General features: G+C 69.5%; 15 protein-coding genes and 1 other RNA gene. 3 read left to right on the plus strand and 13 right to left on the minus strand.

Annotation, left to right across the window (positions count from 1 at the left end):
• The first annotated feature begins 35 nt into the window (after positions 1-35).
• Entirely contained in the window at positions 36-2,531 is a 2,496-nt protein-coding gene (locus DFJ67_RS04750; protein ID WP_116066763.1) for a hypothetical protein, read from the plus strand.
• On the opposite strand, the gene DFJ67_RS04755 is transcribed toward DFJ67_RS04750, so the two are convergent.
• The gene (locus tag DFJ67_RS04755; protein WP_116066764.1) at positions 2,512-2,970 is read right to left on the minus strand and encodes a nitroreductase/quinone reductase family protein; all 459 of its coding nucleotides are present in this window, start codon (positions 2,968-2,970) and stop codon (positions 2,512-2,514) included. The genes DFJ67_RS04750 and DFJ67_RS04755 overlap by 20 nt on opposite strands.
• Before the next feature lie 62 nt (positions 2,971-3,032).
• On the opposite strand from DFJ67_RS04755, the gene DFJ67_RS04760 reads away from it, so the two are divergent.
• Positions 3,033-3,647 carry a TetR/AcrR family transcriptional regulator gene (locus tag DFJ67_RS04760; protein ID WP_116066765.1) on the plus strand — a complete coding sequence of 205 codons (615 nt, stop codon included), beginning with the start codon at positions 3,033-3,035 and terminating at the stop codon, positions 3,645-3,647.
• Here DFJ67_RS04760 and DFJ67_RS04765 read toward each other — a convergent pair.
• The 3 genes from DFJ67_RS04765 to DFJ67_RS04775 all read right to left on the minus strand — a co-directional run bounded on the left by DFJ67_RS04765 (position 3,604) and on the right by DFJ67_RS04775 (position 6,459).
• Positions 3,604-4,053, minus strand: a complete 450-nt coding sequence (locus DFJ67_RS04765; protein WP_116066766.1) for a hypothetical protein — start codon at positions 4,051-4,053, stop codon at positions 3,604-3,606. The genes DFJ67_RS04760 and DFJ67_RS04765 overlap by 44 nt on opposite strands.
• On the minus strand, positions 4,046-5,278 hold the full coding sequence (locus DFJ67_RS04770) for a molybdopterin-dependent oxidoreductase (protein WP_308442529.1): 1,233 nt from the start codon (positions 5,276-5,278) through the stop codon (positions 4,046-4,048). The genes DFJ67_RS04765 and DFJ67_RS04770 overlap by 8 nt, the downstream gene beginning before the upstream one ends.
• A 95-nt stretch (positions 5,279-5,373) precedes the next feature.
• Positions 5,374-6,459, minus strand: coding sequence for a YibE/F family protein (locus DFJ67_RS04775; RefSeq protein ID WP_239097210.1), 1,086 nt, complete (start codon positions 6,457-6,459; stop codon positions 5,374-5,376).
• Positions 6,460-6,690: 231 nt separating this feature from the next.
• Between DFJ67_RS04775 and DFJ67_RS04780 the strand changes: the two genes are divergently transcribed.
• Positions 6,691-7,755, plus strand: coding sequence for a lytic polysaccharide monooxygenase (locus DFJ67_RS04780; protein WP_116066768.1), 1,065 nt, complete (start codon positions 6,691-6,693; stop codon positions 7,753-7,755).
• Between the two features lie 106 nt (positions 7,756-7,861).
• On the opposite strand, the gene ssrA is transcribed toward DFJ67_RS04780, so the two are convergent.
• The 9 genes from ssrA to DFJ67_RS04825 form a co-directional block, all read right to left on the minus strand.
• Positions 7,862-8,239, minus strand: a transfer-messenger RNA (tmRNA) gene (gene ssrA, locus DFJ67_RS04785).
• Between the two features lie 88 nt (positions 8,240-8,327).
• Positions 8,328-8,804: an SsrA-binding protein SmpB gene (smpB, locus tag DFJ67_RS04790; protein WP_116066769.1), complete on the minus strand. Its 477-nt coding sequence runs from the start codon at positions 8,802-8,804 to the stop codon at positions 8,328-8,330.
• Between the two features lie 122 nt (positions 8,805-8,926).
• Complete coding sequence (locus DFJ67_RS04795; RefSeq protein ID WP_239097211.1) at positions 8,927-10,147, minus strand: M23 family metallopeptidase; 1,221 nt, start codon at positions 10,145-10,147, stop codon at positions 8,927-8,929.
• A gap of 182 nt (positions 10,148-10,329) precedes the next feature.
• Entirely contained in the window at positions 10,330-11,205 is an 876-nt protein-coding gene (gene ftsX / locus DFJ67_RS04800; RefSeq protein WP_116066771.1) for a permease-like cell division protein FtsX, read from the minus strand.
• Between the two features lie 79 nt (positions 11,206-11,284).
• Positions 11,285-11,965 (minus strand): cell division ATP-binding protein FtsE, encoded by a 681-nt coding sequence (gene ftsE / locus DFJ67_RS04805; protein ID WP_116066772.1) that lies wholly within the window; start codon positions 11,963-11,965, stop codon positions 11,285-11,287.
• A 134-nt stretch (positions 11,966-12,099) separates the two neighbouring features.
• On the minus strand, positions 12,100-13,221 hold the full coding sequence (gene prfB, locus DFJ67_RS04810) for a peptide chain release factor 2 (RefSeq protein WP_116066773.1): 1,122 nt from the start codon (positions 13,219-13,221) through the stop codon (positions 12,100-12,102).
• Between the two features lie 76 nt (positions 13,222-13,297).
• Positions 13,298-13,813, minus strand: coding sequence for a PadR family transcriptional regulator (locus tag DFJ67_RS04815; protein ID WP_116066774.1), 516 nt, complete (start codon positions 13,811-13,813; stop codon positions 13,298-13,300).
• Positions 13,814-13,957: 144 nt separating this feature from the next.
• Positions 13,958-15,271 (minus strand): serine/threonine-protein kinase, encoded by a 1,314-nt coding sequence (locus DFJ67_RS04820; RefSeq protein ID WP_116066775.1) that lies wholly within the window; start codon positions 15,269-15,271, stop codon positions 13,958-13,960.
• Positions 15,272-15,354: 83 nt separating this feature from the next.
• Entirely contained in the window at positions 15,355-16,155 is an 801-nt protein-coding gene (locus tag DFJ67_RS04825; protein WP_116066776.1) for a tryptophan 2,3-dioxygenase, read from the minus strand.
• Between the last annotated feature and the right edge of the window lie 30 nt (positions 16,156-16,185).

The raw sequence follows: 16,185 nt of genomic DNA on the forward strand, positions 1-16,185 counted from the left end.
CACCATTCTCGTCGCGTCACGGGGGGCCAGCCGAGATGAACGGTCGATTCTGGGCGGTGCCGCTGGGTGTCGTGGCCGGCGCCCTGCTGTTCGCGCCCACCCCCGCCGCCGCGGCGCCCGATGCCTGCGCGATCACCGGCTACAGCGCTCCAGCGCCAGACGCCGCCGCGGCCCTGGCGCTGGAGCGCCCCGAGGTCGCGCCGGCCGGCACACCGCTGCATCACGGCGCGACCTGGCTGATTCCCCGGGGCAAGACGCCGGTCGTGGTCATCCGCGGCGGCACGCTCGGCGACGGGTCACGCGCCGACATCGTGGTCGCGGGCGTGGCCCGACACATGACCACGGGCGGCACCCGCGACGCGCTTTACGCGGTCGCCGACAGCGGGTTCGGCACGGTGACCCGCGAGGCCGGCGTCGATCTCCGGATCGGCTCCTGCGTGGCACGCTTCACGGTGGTCGCCGACCGCCCGATCTACCAAACCGGCGCCGGCATCCTGGGCGGCGCGGCACTGCTGATCGGCGTCGTCGGGGCGGTGCTGCTGCTCCGCTGGCGCCGCGTGCGAATCGTCTGGCGGGGGTTGCTCGCGGCGCCGTTCGCGGTGGTCGCCGGGATCGGCGAGGCCGCGCTGCTACACGAGTCCGGCGCCGCCAGCCCGTTCGACCGGTGGATCTGGTTTGTGCCGGTGGGGTCCTTCGTGCTGCTCTTGGTGGCCATGCTGTGGCTGGGCCTGGTCCAGAAAGGACGCCGGTCGGTGGCCGTGTCGGCTCCGTCGCTCGGGCCGGCTGCGGCTGCGCCGGCACCGGAGGCCGCGGCGGTCACGCGACCGCTCGATGCCCTGCCGTCTACGGACGCCGCGGCGACGCAAGCGACTATGCCGGGCGAAACCCCGCCAGCGGCGGAGACCTTGGCAACGCAAGCCGCGAGCCGGCCGCCCAACTCCGCGCGCGAAGCGGACACGGCGGCGGCGCAAGCCGCGAGCCCGTTGCCCAACCCCGCGCTCGAAGCAGACACGGCGGCGGCGCAAGCCGCGAGCCCGTTGCCCAACCCCGCGCTCGAAGCAGACACGGCGGCAACGCAACCCCCGAGCCCACCGCCCAACCCCGCACTCGAAGCGGAGGTAGCGGCGACGCAGGGCGCGAACCTATTCCCCAACGCCGCTGTCGAACCGGAGACGGCGGCGCAGGCCGCCAGCCCCTCTAATGCCGCCCTGGAAGCGGAGATGGCGGCCACGCAAGCTGCGAGCACACCGTCCAACGCCGCGCCGGAAGCGCAGACGGCCGCGGCGCAGGGCGCGATCCCGCGTGACGCGCTGCCGGCAGCGGGCGCTGCGCCAGCCGAGCCCACGATCCCGCGCCAAGCCGCGCCTGCCGCGGACGCGGCGCCGACGCCAGCCGCCATCCCCCGCGACGCCCTGGCGTCAGCGGACCTCATAGCAACGCCAACCGCCAGCCCGGCCGAAACCCAGCCGTCAGCGGACGCCGCACCAACACAAGCCACCAACCCGCCTGCCGCCTACCCGGCACCGGGGCTGGTCGTCCCCGTGCCGGCCGGCGAGCCGGCGTCCAAACGGCGGGCCGGGGCATTCGTCCCGGTGGTCGCCGTCGTCGTGTTGCTCGCGGCGGCGTTCGCCGTCGCCTGGCCGCGGCAACCTGCCGCCGCGGTCCAGGCGGAGACCGTCGACCCGGCCGCCGCCCGCATCGTCTTCACCAGCGTCTGGAGCGAGGGCCGGGCGGGCCGCTTCGATCGTTTCGAGCAGCCCGCCACGATCTTCGTCAGCGGGCTGCTCGAAAGCTACAGCGGTCTGCGCACCAACGAGATCACCAACCTCGAGGTCGGTTTGCCGCGCGGTCAGAACGGCTACCCCGCCTACTTCGTCGCGACCGCGCGCAGTGCGATGGGTGACGGCCGCACCGGGTTCATCTACGCGCTGATGACCCGCGACGGCCCGACGGCGCCGTGGACGATGCGGGACTTCCGGATGAGCACGGCGGAGTCCTACTCGGTCCGGCCGAAGATGTCCGACGGCTACCTCGCGCCGTTGCCGCCGGTCGCCGACCTTGCCTTCGATCCGGCCACCAGCGCGCAGCGGTTCGCCGACTGGGTGAACCGGTCGGCTAAGGCCGGCAAGGTCGTCTCCGACGAGGTCCTGGCCCTCGACGGCATCGGCGACGACGGCATCACCGACATCGCGACCAAGTTCGCCGGCGCGCGCGGCCCGAGCGTCTACCGGGCCTACACGGTCACGCCGGGCGAGGTGCGGCCCGAACTCGTCCCGCTGGTCGACGGGACCGTGCAGGTCTCGTTCGCGGTCGATGTGCGGATCGAGGTCTTCAACAACAACCGGCCGGCGCCGCGGTCGTGCGCGACGAGTTGGTTGTTGCTCAACGACACCGACCGGACGCACTACCAGACGCTCACGTTGCAACGGCGCAAGCATCCGGTCGTCGCCGTGCCGCTCAAGGGCGGCGCCAAGGCCATTCTGAAGGACAACGTCGAGCGGGAGATCAGCGCTACCGGGAAGCGGTGCTGATCGCGGGACGCAGCCGCACGACCGCGACACCTCGCGCCAACGCGGCCCGCAGATCGCCCGCGTCAGGAGTGCCGTCGGGCTCGTGCCGGATCTGCGCATACCGTCCGTGCACCGGATTCCCGGCCAGGATCGTGCGGTAGAGCGGCGTGATGGCCGACTCGTCGGTGACCACCTCGGCGGTCATCGTGCGGCGCCGCCGCGCCACGGTGACCTTGACCTGCTCGCCGGGTCGCAGGTTGCGCCGCCAGCGCCCGCCGGTGCCGACCAGCAGCTCGCCGTCGCCCCGCACGTAGCCGACCGGAAACCGGTAGCGGCGACCGGTTCGCCGGCCGACGACGTCGATCACCAGCACCCGGCCGCTGACCGCCCGGTGCAGCAACGGTGTCGCCAGCACTAGGCGCATGACGGCGTTGAGCGCCGCCTGGGTCCGCTTGGACATAAGCACTTCTCCAATCAAGTGATTGATTGGAGAGTACGCCCAAGAAGGGGTACGGTCGCAAGATGCGAGCCGGAACCGACGCGAGGCGGGCGGAGATCGTCGACGCCGCCTACCGCTGTGTGGCCGAGAAGGGCCTACCCGGCCTGCGGATGCGCGACGTGGCCGCGGCGGCCGGGGTCAACATCGCGACCGTGCACTACCACCTGACCAGCAAGGAGGAGCTGATCCGCGCGGTGGTTGACCGGGCGCACGAGCTGTTCGCCCGCAACGCCACGCCGCCGCCCAGCACCGACCCGCGCACCCGGGTGGCCGCTCACCTGCGCCGGCTCTTCACGTTGCTCGAACGCGACCCGCGGCTCGGCCACGTGCTGACCGAACTCGCCCTACAGGGCGAACGCGACCCGGTGGTGGCGGAAGTCGTCGCCGCCTCGGAAGCCCGCTGGCGCACCAACCTCCAGGCGATGCTGGCCCCGCTGCCCAAACCCCGCGCCGCGGCGCTCGCCTCGCTCATCATCATGACGGTCAAGGGCGCCTGCCTGCCGCCGCACAACCCCACCGCGCTGCGCGCCGTTCGCCGCGAACTGATCCACCACGTCGAAGCCGAGGAGGCGAACCGAGCGGAGGACGCGGAGGTCAGCGGCGCCGGGCCCGGCGGATCGCCAGCACCACGAAGCTGAGCAGGAAGAGCGCCCCACTGACCCATAACCAGCGGATGGCGTACGAGACGCGGTGTTGTCCCGTGGCCGCCTCGTAGGTGCCGCCGCGGAGGTCGAGGATGCCCGGCAGGAAGACCAGGAACAGCAGCGCCGCACCCAACGCCGGCACCCGGATGTGGTTGAGCACCGCGATCCGGTCGGGGCGGTCGGCCCGGGTCGCGCGGCGCAACAGCCGGTCGACGCCCGCGTAGATCGGGAAGAGCACCCAGTCGTGGGCCACGGCCGACCCGACGAACCACACCCCCATCCGCCACAGGCTGGCCTGGCCGGAGGCGAAGAACGCCGCCCAGCCGGCGATCGTGAAGCAGCCCAGCAGGAGCACCGCGTGCGGTGCGCCGGCGCCGTAGCTCAGGCGCCGCTCAGCCATCGGTGCCGGTCCGGAAGTCGATGGTCGCGACCCACTTCGTGCAGTGCACGCCGGGCAGGGCCGGCACGATGACGCGCGCCGGGAAGCCGTGGTCGGCTGACAGGTCGGCCCCGTTGACCCGCAGCGCGAGCAGCGAGTCGCGGTCGGCGACCTGGTTGGCCTGGAGCGTGGCCTGCCGGAACAGCCCGCCCCGCTCGAGCGACGTGACGTGGGCGGAGCCCGGGTCGGGCACACCGGCGAGCGCCGCGAGGTCGGCCAGGCGTACCCCCGTCCAGGTCTGCATCGTCGACCACCCCTCGACGCACGCGATCGGCAGCCGCGCGGTGTGCTGAGCCATCGCCAGCAGCGCGGGCCGGTCGAGCAGCACGGTGCGGCCGCCACCGGTCAGCGTCAGCTGCCATGCGGACCCGGTCTCGGCCGGCTGGATGCCGGCCGCCGCGGCGCTGCGGTTGACCTGGAAGCCGTTGGGGCCGTTGCCAGGGTTGCGGCCCCGCGGCAACAGCAGGGCGGTGCGGCGCAATGGGCCGTCGATGGTCTGTCCGAAGGTCAACACGGCCAGCAGCAGCGAGCCGCCACCGATCAGCGCGAGCGCGGCGCGGCGGCTCATCGTCGACGGCCCCGGGCGCTCGGCGACGAGGTCATCCGGGACAGGCGGCCGACGCCGCAGGGTCGAGACCACGGTCGGCAGCTTCAGCGCGACGTGTGCGAGAAAGGCGCCGATGAACACCCACGCGCCGAAGTAGTGGGCGGTGTAGAAATCGAAGCCGAAGAGGTACGCGTACTGGATGTCGAGCAGGCCCGTCGCGATCTCGAACAGGATGCCGCCCACGAGCAGCAGCAGCGACAGGCGCTCCAACACCTGGGCCACCGAGCGGGCCGGCGGCCAGACGAACAGCTTGGGCATCACCGACCAGAGCTTGGCCAGCACCACCGGGACCAGCACGATCCCGAGGCCGACGTGCAGCCCCTGGGTGAGCCGGAACAGCCAGGGCGGCCGGGTCGGCCAGTCGAAGAGCGGCAGCCGCATCCAGCTCACGTGCAGCGGGAAGGCCTGACCGAACCGCGGCCCGTAGGCGATGAAGTCGAGCAGCCCGGTGACGATCACCAGCGGAAGGGTGACCAGCAGCGCGAGGCCGAGGACCGAGGTGAGCCAGGTACCGCGCAGCGGGCTGCGGAAGGCCCGCCGGACGGCCTCGACACCCGGCGGTCCGTTGCGGGCAGACACCGACAGCCTCCTGGACTTCCGCACGTGCTCCTCTGCGGCAGGCTAGACGTGTATAGCCGTCAACACCCGCATTTGCGGCATTTGTGGGTACGGCGCTAGCGCGGGGCGGTCACCAGGGCGGCCAGCCAGGTGGTCACCGGCACCGCCGCGATCAGGCCGATCGTGCCGACCACGCTGCGCACGATCTCGTCGACGATGAACTCGCTGGTGAGCACCGTCGACGCCGACTGCCCGCCGAGGATCACGAGCAGGAGCAACGGGAGCGACGCGCCGGCGTACGCCAGGACAATGGTGTTGACCGTCGACGCGATGTGCGCCCGGCCGATCCGGGTGGCGGAGCGGTAGAGGGCGCGGGCGCCCATGGCCGGGTTCGCCTCGGCCAGTTCGCCGACGGTGGCGGCCTGGGTGACCGTGACGTCGTCGAGCACGCCGAGCGTGCCGATCACGATCCCGGCCAGCAGCAGCCCGCGCGGGTCGACCTGGCCGAGGAAGACGGCGAGCAGGCCCGTGTCCTCGCTGCCGAAGCCGGTCAGGTGCAGCGCCGAGGTGGCGGCCACCGCCAGCCCGCCGGTCAGGGCCAGGCTGACCAGCGTGCCGAGCACGGCCACCGACGTCTGCACGCTGAAGCCGTGGGTCAGGTAGAGGACCGCGAACATGATCGCCGACGCGCCGACGATGGCGATCAGCAGCGGCGGCTTGCCGACGGCGATCGCGGGCAGGATGAACGCGAGGAGGATCGCGAAGCTGACCGCCAGCCCCGCCAGGGCCGCGAGCCCCTGCCAGCGACCGAACGCGATGGTCACCAGCGCGAACAGGCCGACCAGCACCGCCAGTTGCAGCCCGCGCTGATGGTCGAGCACGGCGTACTGCGTCGGTCCGCCCGGCGTTTGGCTCTCCGCCACGATGATCTTGTCGCCGGTCGACACCACGGGCGACCCCGGCCCTTCCGGGATCGTCGCGGTCACCGTCTGCCCGGACTGCGGCCCGCTGGTCAGCCGCACGGTCACCGACCCGCACTGCCGCGACGCCCGCTGCGTGCACGGCTCCGGATGCACCGCGGTCACGGTCGCCTCGCGCCGCGGCGGCTGGTCCGTGGCGATCAGCTGCGGCCCGCTGTAGGGCCACAACACCGCAAGCCCGATAGCGGTGAGCAAGGCGAGCGGAATCAAGATCGCAGCCATCACCACTCGGGTACGCCGCGGCGCCGGCCCCACCGACCCGTGCCCGTGCGCATGCGCCATGCCGTCGACGCTAGAGCCGCCCAGTCCACTCTGTCCGCTCTATCCGGCTACCAGCACAGAGCGCAGGACATTGACGGGGATATATCCATCGTGACACGCTGAGCCCGCCGCGGGAGCAACGCAGCGAACGGAAGCGAGGGGCGGCTTCCGTCACCAACCCGTGGAGCTCTCATGCGTTTCGCCCGACTCCTGGCGGCCCCGCTCATCGCACTGGCCGCCGTCATCGTCGTCCTCCTGCCCACCACGCCGGCCTCCGCACACGGCAGCGTGGTCAACCCGGCATCCCGCAACTACGGCTGCTGGGACCGCTGGGGTTCCCGCTTCCAGGACCCAGCAATGGCCACGGAAGACCCCATGTGCTGGCAGGCCTGGCAGGCAAACCCGAACGCCATGTGGAACTGGAACGGCCTCTACCGCGAGGGTCTGGCCGGAAACCACCAGGCCAACATCCCCGACGGCCAACTCTGCAGCGGCGGCCACGCCGAGGGCGGCCGCTACAACGCCATGGACACAGTAGGCAACTGGAAACCAGCAACGGTAAGCACATCGTTCGCCTTACGCCTACAAGACCAGGCAAGCCACGGAGCCGACTACATCCGGGTCTACGTAACAAGGCCAGGCTACGACCCCACAACCCAACCGCTGCGCTGGTCAGACCTACAGCTGGTAAACCAAATCGGCTACACCCCAGCATCCCAGTGGCAACCAGCAAGCCAGGGCGTCCAAATCGACATCCCAGTCTCAGTGCCCGGCCGCACGGGCAGGGCCATGTTCTACACAATCTGGCAAGCCAGCCACATGGACCAGTCCTACTACTTCTGCAGCGACGTAAATTTCGGCGGCACCGGCAACCCCACTAACCCGCCCACCAACCCGCCCACGAACCCACCGACGAGTCCGCCAGCCACACCACCGACAACCCCACCGACTGGTCCGGGAGGATGCACAGCGTCCTACGCCTTGGTCGGCAACTGGACGGGCGGCTTCCAAGCAGACGTAAGGGTGACGGCAGGCTCAAGCCCAATCACCGGCTGGCTGGTAACACTGACCTACCCCAACGGCCAACAGGTAGCCCAAGTCTGGAACGGCACCGCAACGACCAGCGGCTCAACAACAACAATCCGCAACGCCACCTACAACGGCGCCTTGGCAGCCGGAGCCAGCACAACCTTCGGCTTACTGGGCTCAACACAAGGAACAAACAGCGCACCCACAGTGACCTGCGCAACCACATAAGCGGCGAGCAACCACCGCACCGCGGGGTGTCCGGGGGCTCGGCCCCCGGAGCGGAATGACGGGTGGGCGGGGTCCGCGTTCTGTGCGGACACACCCGCCCACCCAACCGTGGAGGTGCCGGGAATCGAACCCGGGTCCTTCGGCGTCTTGTCAGGGCTTCTCCGAGCGCAGCTCGCTATGTCCTTACTCGGCCCCACCAATCACGCGAGCGAGTTGGTGAGACGGGCCCAGTCGCAGATTAATCTCGCCGCGCGGCCCCCGCGACCGGGGCCGATTGGCCAGCCTCCTAGCTGATGCCGGCTAACTGGGTCGAAGGCAATCCCAGGCCGACAAGTTCGCTAACCCGCCGTCAGGCGGCGAGGGCGAACTGAGCGCGATTCTGCTTGGCGCTTATTAGTTTCCAACGACCGATTTTCGAGACGACGTTGGCTTCCTCGGCTCGCTTCCCCTGTCGCAACGGACGAAGTCGAAACCAGTCACCCCCTCGCGCTGCGTCTCTCGCAGCCACTACAGCCTAACGTGCCCCGCCACCCGTTTCTTCCCGAGGCTGGAACCGCCCACCGGGGGACGAATCACTCCATGCCCTTGCTGCGCCGGCCGGCGACCTTCTGGATCTCCCGCTCGGCGTCGCGCTTGGCCAGGTCTTGCCGCTTGTCGTAGGACTTCTTGCCGCGCGCCAACCCGATCTCGACCTTGGCCCAGCCGTCGTTGAAGTAGACCGACAGCGGCACCAGCGTCAGCCCGCTCTCCTTGAGCTTGCCCTGGAGGCGGTCGATCTCGATCTTGTTGAGCAGCAGCTTGCGGGTGCGGCGCGGCTCGTGGTTGGTCCACGTGCCCTGGCTGTATTCGGGAATGTGCATCCCGTAGAGGTAGAACTCGCCGCCGCGCTCCTGTGCGAACGCGTCGACCAGTGACGCCCGGCCCATCCGCAGTGACTTGACCTCGGTGCCGGTCAACGCCATCCCGGCCTCGTAGGTGTCGAGGATGGCGTAGTCATGCCAGGCCTTGCGGTTGGAGGTGACGACCTTGCGGCCTTTTTCCCGCGGCACGACTTCGACCTCTTTCGCTCGGACAACTGTGCAATGTTACCCGCCACGCACGTGATCGACATCCGGGTTACACGCGGAGCGGCCCGCGCCACCAGGGCGCGGGCCGCGACTAGCGGAAAGAGCTAGCAGAGGCAGGGTGCCAGGAAGGTCAGCGGTTGCACCGGCTCACCGTCGAGGCGCACCTCGAAGTGCAGGTGGTCGCCGGTCGAGGCGCCGGTCGTGCCGACCCGGCCGATCAGTTCACCGCGCTTCACCTGCTGTCCCTCATGGACCAGGATCTTGGACTGGTGCCCGTAGCAGGTCGACAGCGACTTGCCATGGTATTTGCCGTGGCTGATGCAGGTGTAGTTGCCGTAGCCACCGTTCCAGCCCGCCATGATCACCTTGCCCGCGGCGGCGGCGTGGATCGGTGTGCCGCCGTCGGCCGCCAGGTCCACCCCGGCGTGCAACTGCCAGACTCCGTAGTAGGGATCGAACCGGTTGCCGAAGTCGCTCGACTTCTCCCCGTGCACCGGTGTCAGCAACCGGCCGGCGGAGAGCTTGGCCTCGGCCGCCGCCTTCTGCTTGGCTTCCCAGGCCTTCAGGGCCGCCGTGATCCTGGCCGACTCCTCCTTGGCGTCCTTGTATTTCTGGAGGCTCGCGGCCCGCTCCTCCTGTGCGGCGGTGAGGGCCTCCTCCTTCAGCCGGACCAGTTCGGCGACCTCGCGCACCGCGTCTTCGGCCCGGTCCTCGGCGACTGAGGCGTTGTCGACGGCCGTGTCGACCGTGAGCACCGCCTCGTCGGCCCTGGCCCGGGCCAGCGTCGCGTCGTTCTCCTCGCGGCGGGCGACGGCGAGCGCGTCGAGGTAGCTGGTGACGGTCCGCTGCTGGTCGGCCATGACCCGGTCGACATAGCCGAAGCGGTAGATCGCCTCGGTCGGGCTGTCCGCCTGCATGAGCATGTTGAGGTTGGCGATCCCGCTGCCCTTGTAGGCCGCGGCGGCCAACTCGCCGATCCGCTGCTGGCCTTCCCGGCGTTCCTTGTCGGCCGCCGCGAACCGCTTCTGGGCGCCGGCGACCTCGGCCTGGGCGAGTTCGGCCTTGCGCTGCGCCGTCTCCGCCCGCACCTGGGCGGCGACCACCTGACCCTTGCTCTCGATCACCATCTCCTGGGCGGCGGGCAGCTTCCCGCTGGCCGAGATGAGTTGGCGGGCCGCCTCCTGAGCGCGCTCCGTGGCGCCCTCCAGGATCGATGACGCCCGGGCGACCTCGGCGTCGATCCGTTTCTTGTCGTCTCTCGGGTCGGCCTGTGCCGCCCCCGCCGGGAGCGCGGTCACCATGACCACGGCTGCCAGCAGCCCCACTAGTATCGGACTTTTCCTGCGATAGGAGTACATCACGCACCCTTCACCCGCACGTGAGCTTGACGCTACCTACGGCGCAGAGGGCGCAAAGGCGAAACGGAATAACAAGCGGCACATAGACCGCGCCCGCCACGCCGCTCTCGCGACGTGACGGGCGCATCGGTGCTCGGCGCCTCGGGGAGCTAGACCCGCAGGTAGAAGCGGAGGGTGACCCAGGCGGTGACCGAGCTGATCAAGCTTCCGGCCAGGGCCATCAGCGGCAGCATGATCAGCACCTTGCTCCAGGACAGCGGTGTCAGCAGGTCGGTCAGCTCCTGCAACGAGCCGTCGAGCAGGACTATCTTGCCGACCGCTAGTAAGCCGAAGCCGATGATCGAACCCAACAAGCCGGCGACCACCGCCTCCAGCACGAAGGGCGCCTGTATGAACCAGTTGGACGCGCCGACGAGCTTCATCACCGCGACTTCTCGGCGTTTGCTGTAGGCCGCGACCTGGATCGTGTTGCCGACCAGCAACAGGGCCGCGATGGCCATCACGCTGGCTGCTACCAGCGCCCCCGTCTGCACGGAGCCGAGGATATTGAAGATCTTTTCGAGCAGGTTGCGTTGGTCGATGATCTGGTCGACCCCGTCCTTGCCCACATAGGCCTCGCGGACCTGTTGATATTGCTCGGGATTCTTCAGGCCGACCCGGAACGACTCCGGCAACTGGCCCGGCTTGACCGCGTCGACGACCGCGGGCACGTCCGAGAACATCGTCTGGAACTTCTTGAACGCCTCGTCCTTGGACTCGTAGATGACCTCACGAACCAGGGGGTCGGCCTTCAGCGCGCCTTCGAGACTGGCCCGCTGGTCGTCGCTGATGTCGGGCTTCAGGAAGATGGCGACTTCGATCTTGTCGTAGTAGTACGCCTTCATGTCCTTGACCTGCGTGTAGATCAGGCCACTGGCGCCCAGCATCAACAACGAAACTGCCATCGTGATGACCATGGCGATGGTCATCGTCACGTTGCGCCAGAGTCCGACCATCACCTCGGACATAACGTACTTCAACCGCATCGGGGGGATTCCTTCCGGAGCTCCGCTGGACTAACCGAATTGCCGGGTGGCGAGATATGCGCGGTGGGGGAACCGCACCTCAGCCGTAGACGCCGCGAGCCTGGTCGCGAACGATGCGACCACTCTCGATCTCGACGACGCGCCGGCGCATCTGGTTGACGATGTTGGAGTCGTGGGTGACCATCACGACCGTGGTGCCGGTCCGGTTGATCCGGTCGAGCAACCGCATGATCTCGATCGACGTGTCGGGGTCGAGGTTTCCGGTCGGCTCGTCGGCCAGCAGGATGAGCGGCCGGTTGACGAACGCGCGCGCCACGGCGACCCGCTGCTGCTCACCACCGGATAGCTCGTGGGGGTAGCGGTGCTCCTTGCCGCCCAGGCCCACCAACTCGAGAACCTCGGGGACCACCCGCCGGGCGACGGCCTTGGTCTTGCCGATCACCTCGAGGGCGAACGCCACGTTCTCGTAGGCGGTGCGGTTGGGTAGCAGGCGGAAGTCCTGGAACACGCAGCCGATCTGCCGACGGAAGGCCGGGATCTTCCACGACCGCATCGCCGTCACGTCGCGTCCGTTGACGTGCACCTTGCCGCGGTTGGGGGTGACCTCGTGCAGCAGCAGCTTGATGATCGTCGACTTGCCGGATCCGGACGGGCCGATGAAGAAGACGAACTCGCCCTTCTCGATCCCGACGTTGACCTCGTCAAGCGAGGGCCGCGACGCCTTCGGGTAAGTCTTGGTCACGTGCTCGAGCTGAATCACGGGTCGTGAGTCTACGCGGTGTAACGAAAACTCCAAGCCTCCCGGCATCCATCGTGACCGTATTGCCGGAAAGGCCGAAATTTATTCCACACAATCGGTAGAGGCGTGCACGCAGAGTCACTGAGAATAACGGGCTATGCAGGGTCTACTTCGACCTCACGCTGCTTGCGCCAACGGATCCCGGCCTCGATGAACTCGTCGATCTCGCCGTCGAACACCGCCGAGGGGTTGCCCGTCTCCTCCTCAGTTCGTAGGTCTTTCACCATCTGATAAGGGTGGAGCACATAGGAGCGCATCTGGTCGCCCCACGAGCCGGCGGCGTCGGTCTTGAGGCCGTCGAGCTTGGTCTGCTCCTCCTGGCGCTTGCGCTCGAGCAGCCGGCTCTGGAGCACCCGAAGCGCCGAGGCCTTGTTCTGGAGCTGCGACTTCTCGTTCTGGCAAGTGACCACGATGCCGGTCGGGATGTGGGTGATCCGGACGGCGGAGTCGGTCGTGTTGACGCTCTGGCCACCCGGGCCCGACGACCGGTAGACGTCGACCCGGATGTCGTTCTCCGGGATGTCGATGTGGTCGGTCTGCTCGGTCACCGGCAGCACCTCGACGCCGGCGAAACTGGTCTGCCGCCGCCCCTGGTTGTCGAACGGGCTGATCCGGACCAGCCGGTGAGTGCCCGACTCGACACTGAGCGTGCCGTAGGCATAAGGCGCCTTCACCGCGAAGGTCGCTGACTTCAAACCCGCTTCTTCCGCGTACGAGGTGTCGTAGACCTCGGTCGCGTAGTTGTGCCGCTCGGCCCAGCGCAGATACATCCGCAGCAGCATCTCGGCGAAGTCGGCCGCGTCGACCCCACCCGCGCCGGCGCGGATCGCGACCAGCGCCTCCCGCGAGTCGTATTCACCGGCGAGGAGGGTGCGGACCTCCATCTCCTCGATCGCCTTGTGCAGGGCGGTGATCTCCGAGCCGACCTCGGCCAGGGTGCCCGGGTCGGACTCGCCCTCGGCGAGCTCGAGCAGCACGTTGGCGTCGTCGAGCCGGGCGCGCAGGGCACCGAGCCGCTCGATCTCGGAGTTGACGTGAGAGAGCTTGGAGGTGACCACCTGCGCCCGGGCCTGGTCGTCCCACAGGTCGGGGGCCGAAGCCTGCTCTTCCAGGGCGGCCTTGTCCCGGCGCAGCTTATCGACGTCGAGGACGGCCTCGATGTTGCGCAAGGTGGCGTCGAGGGTTTTGAGCTGGTCGGAGTAATCGGCAGCGGTCACAACAGTAAAGAGTAACCGGGACGCTGGGCAGTCAGCATTTCGCTCGGCTGCCCGGCGTCCCGGTGCTGATCTTGTGTTACTTGGCCGGGGCTGCCTTGAGCCAGCTCAGGGCCGCCTTGTGGTAGTTGATCGCGAAGTCGAGCGCCGCGGCACCGTAGGAATCGCCCTCGCGCTTGGCCTCCTTGGCCTGCTCGCGGGCCGACGCCAGCGCCTCGCTGTGGTAGGCGTTGGCGTTGGCGTAGAGCTCCTTGAGCTGGCCGCCGGAGTGCTGCTGGCCGAACGCCACGCGAAGGGCCGTCGGGTTGCGCACGGCGTCGCGGCCGGGCGTCTCGCTGAGCCAGCGGGAGAATGCCCGCTTGCCCGACGCGGTGATCGCGTAGGGCTGGCTGGACCGGGGACCCGGCTTGCCGAGACGTACGTAGCCCTGCTCGGCCAGCGCCGGCAGCTCGCGGTAGACCTGGCTGCGGGTCATCGACCAGTAAGGGCCGAGCCGACGCTCGGCGGACGCCATCAGCTGCCCGCCGGTCATCGGTCCTTCGTGGAGCAGACCGAGCAGTGCGGCCGCCGTTGGGTTGATGTCAGTTTCCGCCATAACTCAAAGGTCGCACCTCGACGGCCCGTCGTCCAGGATTTCGACTGATCAAATACTGGGCGTCTCCACAATGCACTGTCTGGCACAGACTGTCTGCTAAGGACAATGAAGCCAGGCGGGCGGTATCGGCAGCAAAAGCCTTGATCATGTCGTCGGAGGCATGGAAGGCATGAGTTCCCCGATACCGGGCAGAGGCCCCAGGTCGGTGGGGACGACCGCGTCGCCGATGCCCGACGGCGAGGTTCCGTTGCTGGTGGGAGCGCTGGGGCCACTGGGGACCGTGGTTCGCGCCACAGTGGTTGGCGAGCCCGCTTCGGGTTGTCCTCCCGGCCCCTTACCCGGTCCGGCGGGGCCGGAACCGCTCAACAGCACCGCCGTGGCCGCCGCCGCGAGGGTGACCGCCGCCACGCCACCACCGAACAAAGCGACACGCCGATGCCTGCCCGGATGGGGCTTGTGGGCCACGAACGTGTGCGACTCCACAGGGGCCGGTCCCGCGGCGGGGAGTCCGGCAAGCGGAATGGCGACCATCCCACCGGCGTACGCCGACGCGGGCGAGACCGGCGCGGCGCGCAGCGGCACCCACGCGACCGGCGCCCGCGCCACCGTCGGCCGGCCCGGTCGGGGCCACCAGGTGACCTGTTCGCCGCCGAGCCGCGCGAGCGTGGGCGCGCCGTCGAGTGCGGACTCCAGCCCGCGCAGGCGGGCGGCGAGCAGCCGGGCCGGCGGGCGCCGCTCGGGCTCGGCCGCGAGGCAGTCCTCGATCACCGGCCAGACGACGGCCGGCAGCCCTGGCGGTGGGACGGGTGTGCAGGTCGTGTGCCGGGCCAGCACCTGGGTCGGCTGGCCACCACGGTAGGGGCTGCGACCGGTGAGCAGTTCGTAGAGGACGATGCCGAGGGCGTAGACGTCGGCCGCCGGTCCGGCCGGTTCGCCGGCGACCACTTCGGGCGCGACGTACTCCGGTGTGGCGTGGATGACCTCCGGCTGGCCCTGCGCGACCCGGCGGGCGACGCCGAAGTCGGTCACCCGCACCCGCCCCCCGTCGGCGGGCACGAGCAGGTTGGCCGGTTTGATGTCGCCGTGCACGACGCCCCGCCCGTGCAGATAGGCCAGTGCGTCGGCCACCTGTGCCGCGATGTGCGCGGCGATCGCCGGCGGCACCGGGCCGTCGCGCCGCACCCGGCGGCGCAGGTCGGCGCCCTCGACCAGGTCGAGCACGAGCGCCCGGGCACCGTCGACCGTGGTCACGTCGCGCAGGCCGACGATGCCGGGATGGTCGAGCCCGGAAAGGATCTCCGCCTCGGCCGCGAAGCCGGCGACGAGATCGGGCTCCGCGGCCGCCTCCGGCCGCAGCACCTTGATCGCCACCTGCTCGCCGCGCTCCCGGTCGACCGCCCGCCACACGGTCCCAACCGCGCCGCGGGCGATCTCGTCGCCGCACTCGTACCGGTCCATCACCCCGACCTCCCCGCCGCCGAAATTAGGCGCGCGGGACCGGCCTCGGGCCGACCCGATCGGGTGATGGCACGAACTCGCGACTAGAGCCGCGAACGCATCTCCCAGAGCTCGGGATAGAAACGCATTTCGATGCGGGAGCGCAGGTAGGCGCCGCCGGCCGAGCCGCCGGTGCCGGGCTTGGTGCCGATCTGCCGCTCGGCCATCAGCACGTGCCGGGCCCGCCACAGCGAGAACGCCTGGTCGTGCGCGACGAGCGCCTCGGCCAGGTCCCAGAGCGCGCCGAAGCGCTCGCGGTCGCTGGCGATCCGGACGTACGCCGCGAACCGCGCGTCGTCGTCGGACACGTCGAAGCCGGCCTTGGCCAGCACCGCGAGGAAGCCGTCCCACAGGCTCGGCTCGTCGAGCCGCGCCTGGAGCCGGGCCCGGTCGTCGTCGGCCAGCCCCTTGAACCGCCGCAGGTAGCCCGGGTCCTTGGCGCCGGAGAGGAACTCGATCTCGCGGAACTGCGCCGACTGGAAGCCCGAGGCCGGGGCCAGCTTGTTGCGGAACGCGAGGAAATCCTGCGGTGTCATCGTGTCGATCACGTCCACCTGGTTCACCAGCACCCGCTCCACCACCAGGCAGCGCTCCAGCCGCACCCGGGGCAGGTAGCTCTCCCCGGCCAGCATCCGGTCGCGGGCATCGGTCAACTCGGCGAGCAGCAGCTTGAACCACAGCTCGTACACCTGATGAATGGTGATGAAAAGCAGTTCGTCATGGGCCGGCGGTGACGACTCCGGCACCTGCTGGTCGAGCAGGTCGGGCAGTCGCAGGTAAGCGCCATAGGTGAGGCGGCCACCCTGCTCACCGAAATGGGCGTCGTGAAGGATCTCTTCGGTCACCCTCCGCACGTTAAACCCCTGCGTGTTTGA

The organism is Asanoa ferruginea (assembly GCF_003387075.1).
Classification (GTDB): domain Bacteria; phylum Actinomycetota; class Actinomycetes; order Mycobacteriales; family Micromonosporaceae; genus Asanoa; species Asanoa ferruginea.

Coding starts and splice junctions, on each gene's coding strand:
- DFJ67_RS04750 (WP_116066763.1), top strand. CDS start 36: ATGAACGGTCGATTCTGGGCGGTGCCGCTGGGTGTCGTGGCCGGCGCC.
- DFJ67_RS04755 (WP_116066764.1), bottom strand. CDS start 2,970: ATGTCCAAGCGGACCCAGGCGGCGCTCAACGCCGTCATGCGCCTAGTG.
- DFJ67_RS04760 (WP_116066765.1), top strand. CDS start 3,033: ATGCGAGCCGGAACCGACGCGAGGCGGGCGGAGATCGTCGACGCCGCC.
- DFJ67_RS04765 (WP_116066766.1), bottom strand. CDS start 4,053: ATGGCTGAGCGGCGCCTGAGCTACGGCGCCGGCGCACCGCACGCGGTG.
- DFJ67_RS04775 (WP_239097210.1), bottom strand. CDS start 6,459: ATGGCTGCGATCTTGATTCCGCTCGCCTTGCTCACCGCTATCGGGCTT.
- DFJ67_RS04780 (WP_116066768.1), top strand. CDS start 6,691: ATGCGTTTCGCCCGACTCCTGGCGGCCCCGCTCATCGCACTGGCCGCC.
- ftsX (WP_116066771.1), bottom strand. CDS start 11,205: ATGCGGTTGAAGTACGTTATGTCCGAGGTGATGGTCGGACTCTGGCGC.
- DFJ67_RS04815 (WP_116066774.1), bottom strand. CDS start 13,813: ATGGCGGAAACTGACATCAACCCAACGGCGGCCGCACTGCTCGGTCTG.
- DFJ67_RS04820 (WP_116066775.1), bottom strand. CDS start 15,271: ATGGACCGGTACGAGTGCGGCGACGAGATCGCCCGCGGCGCGGTTGGG.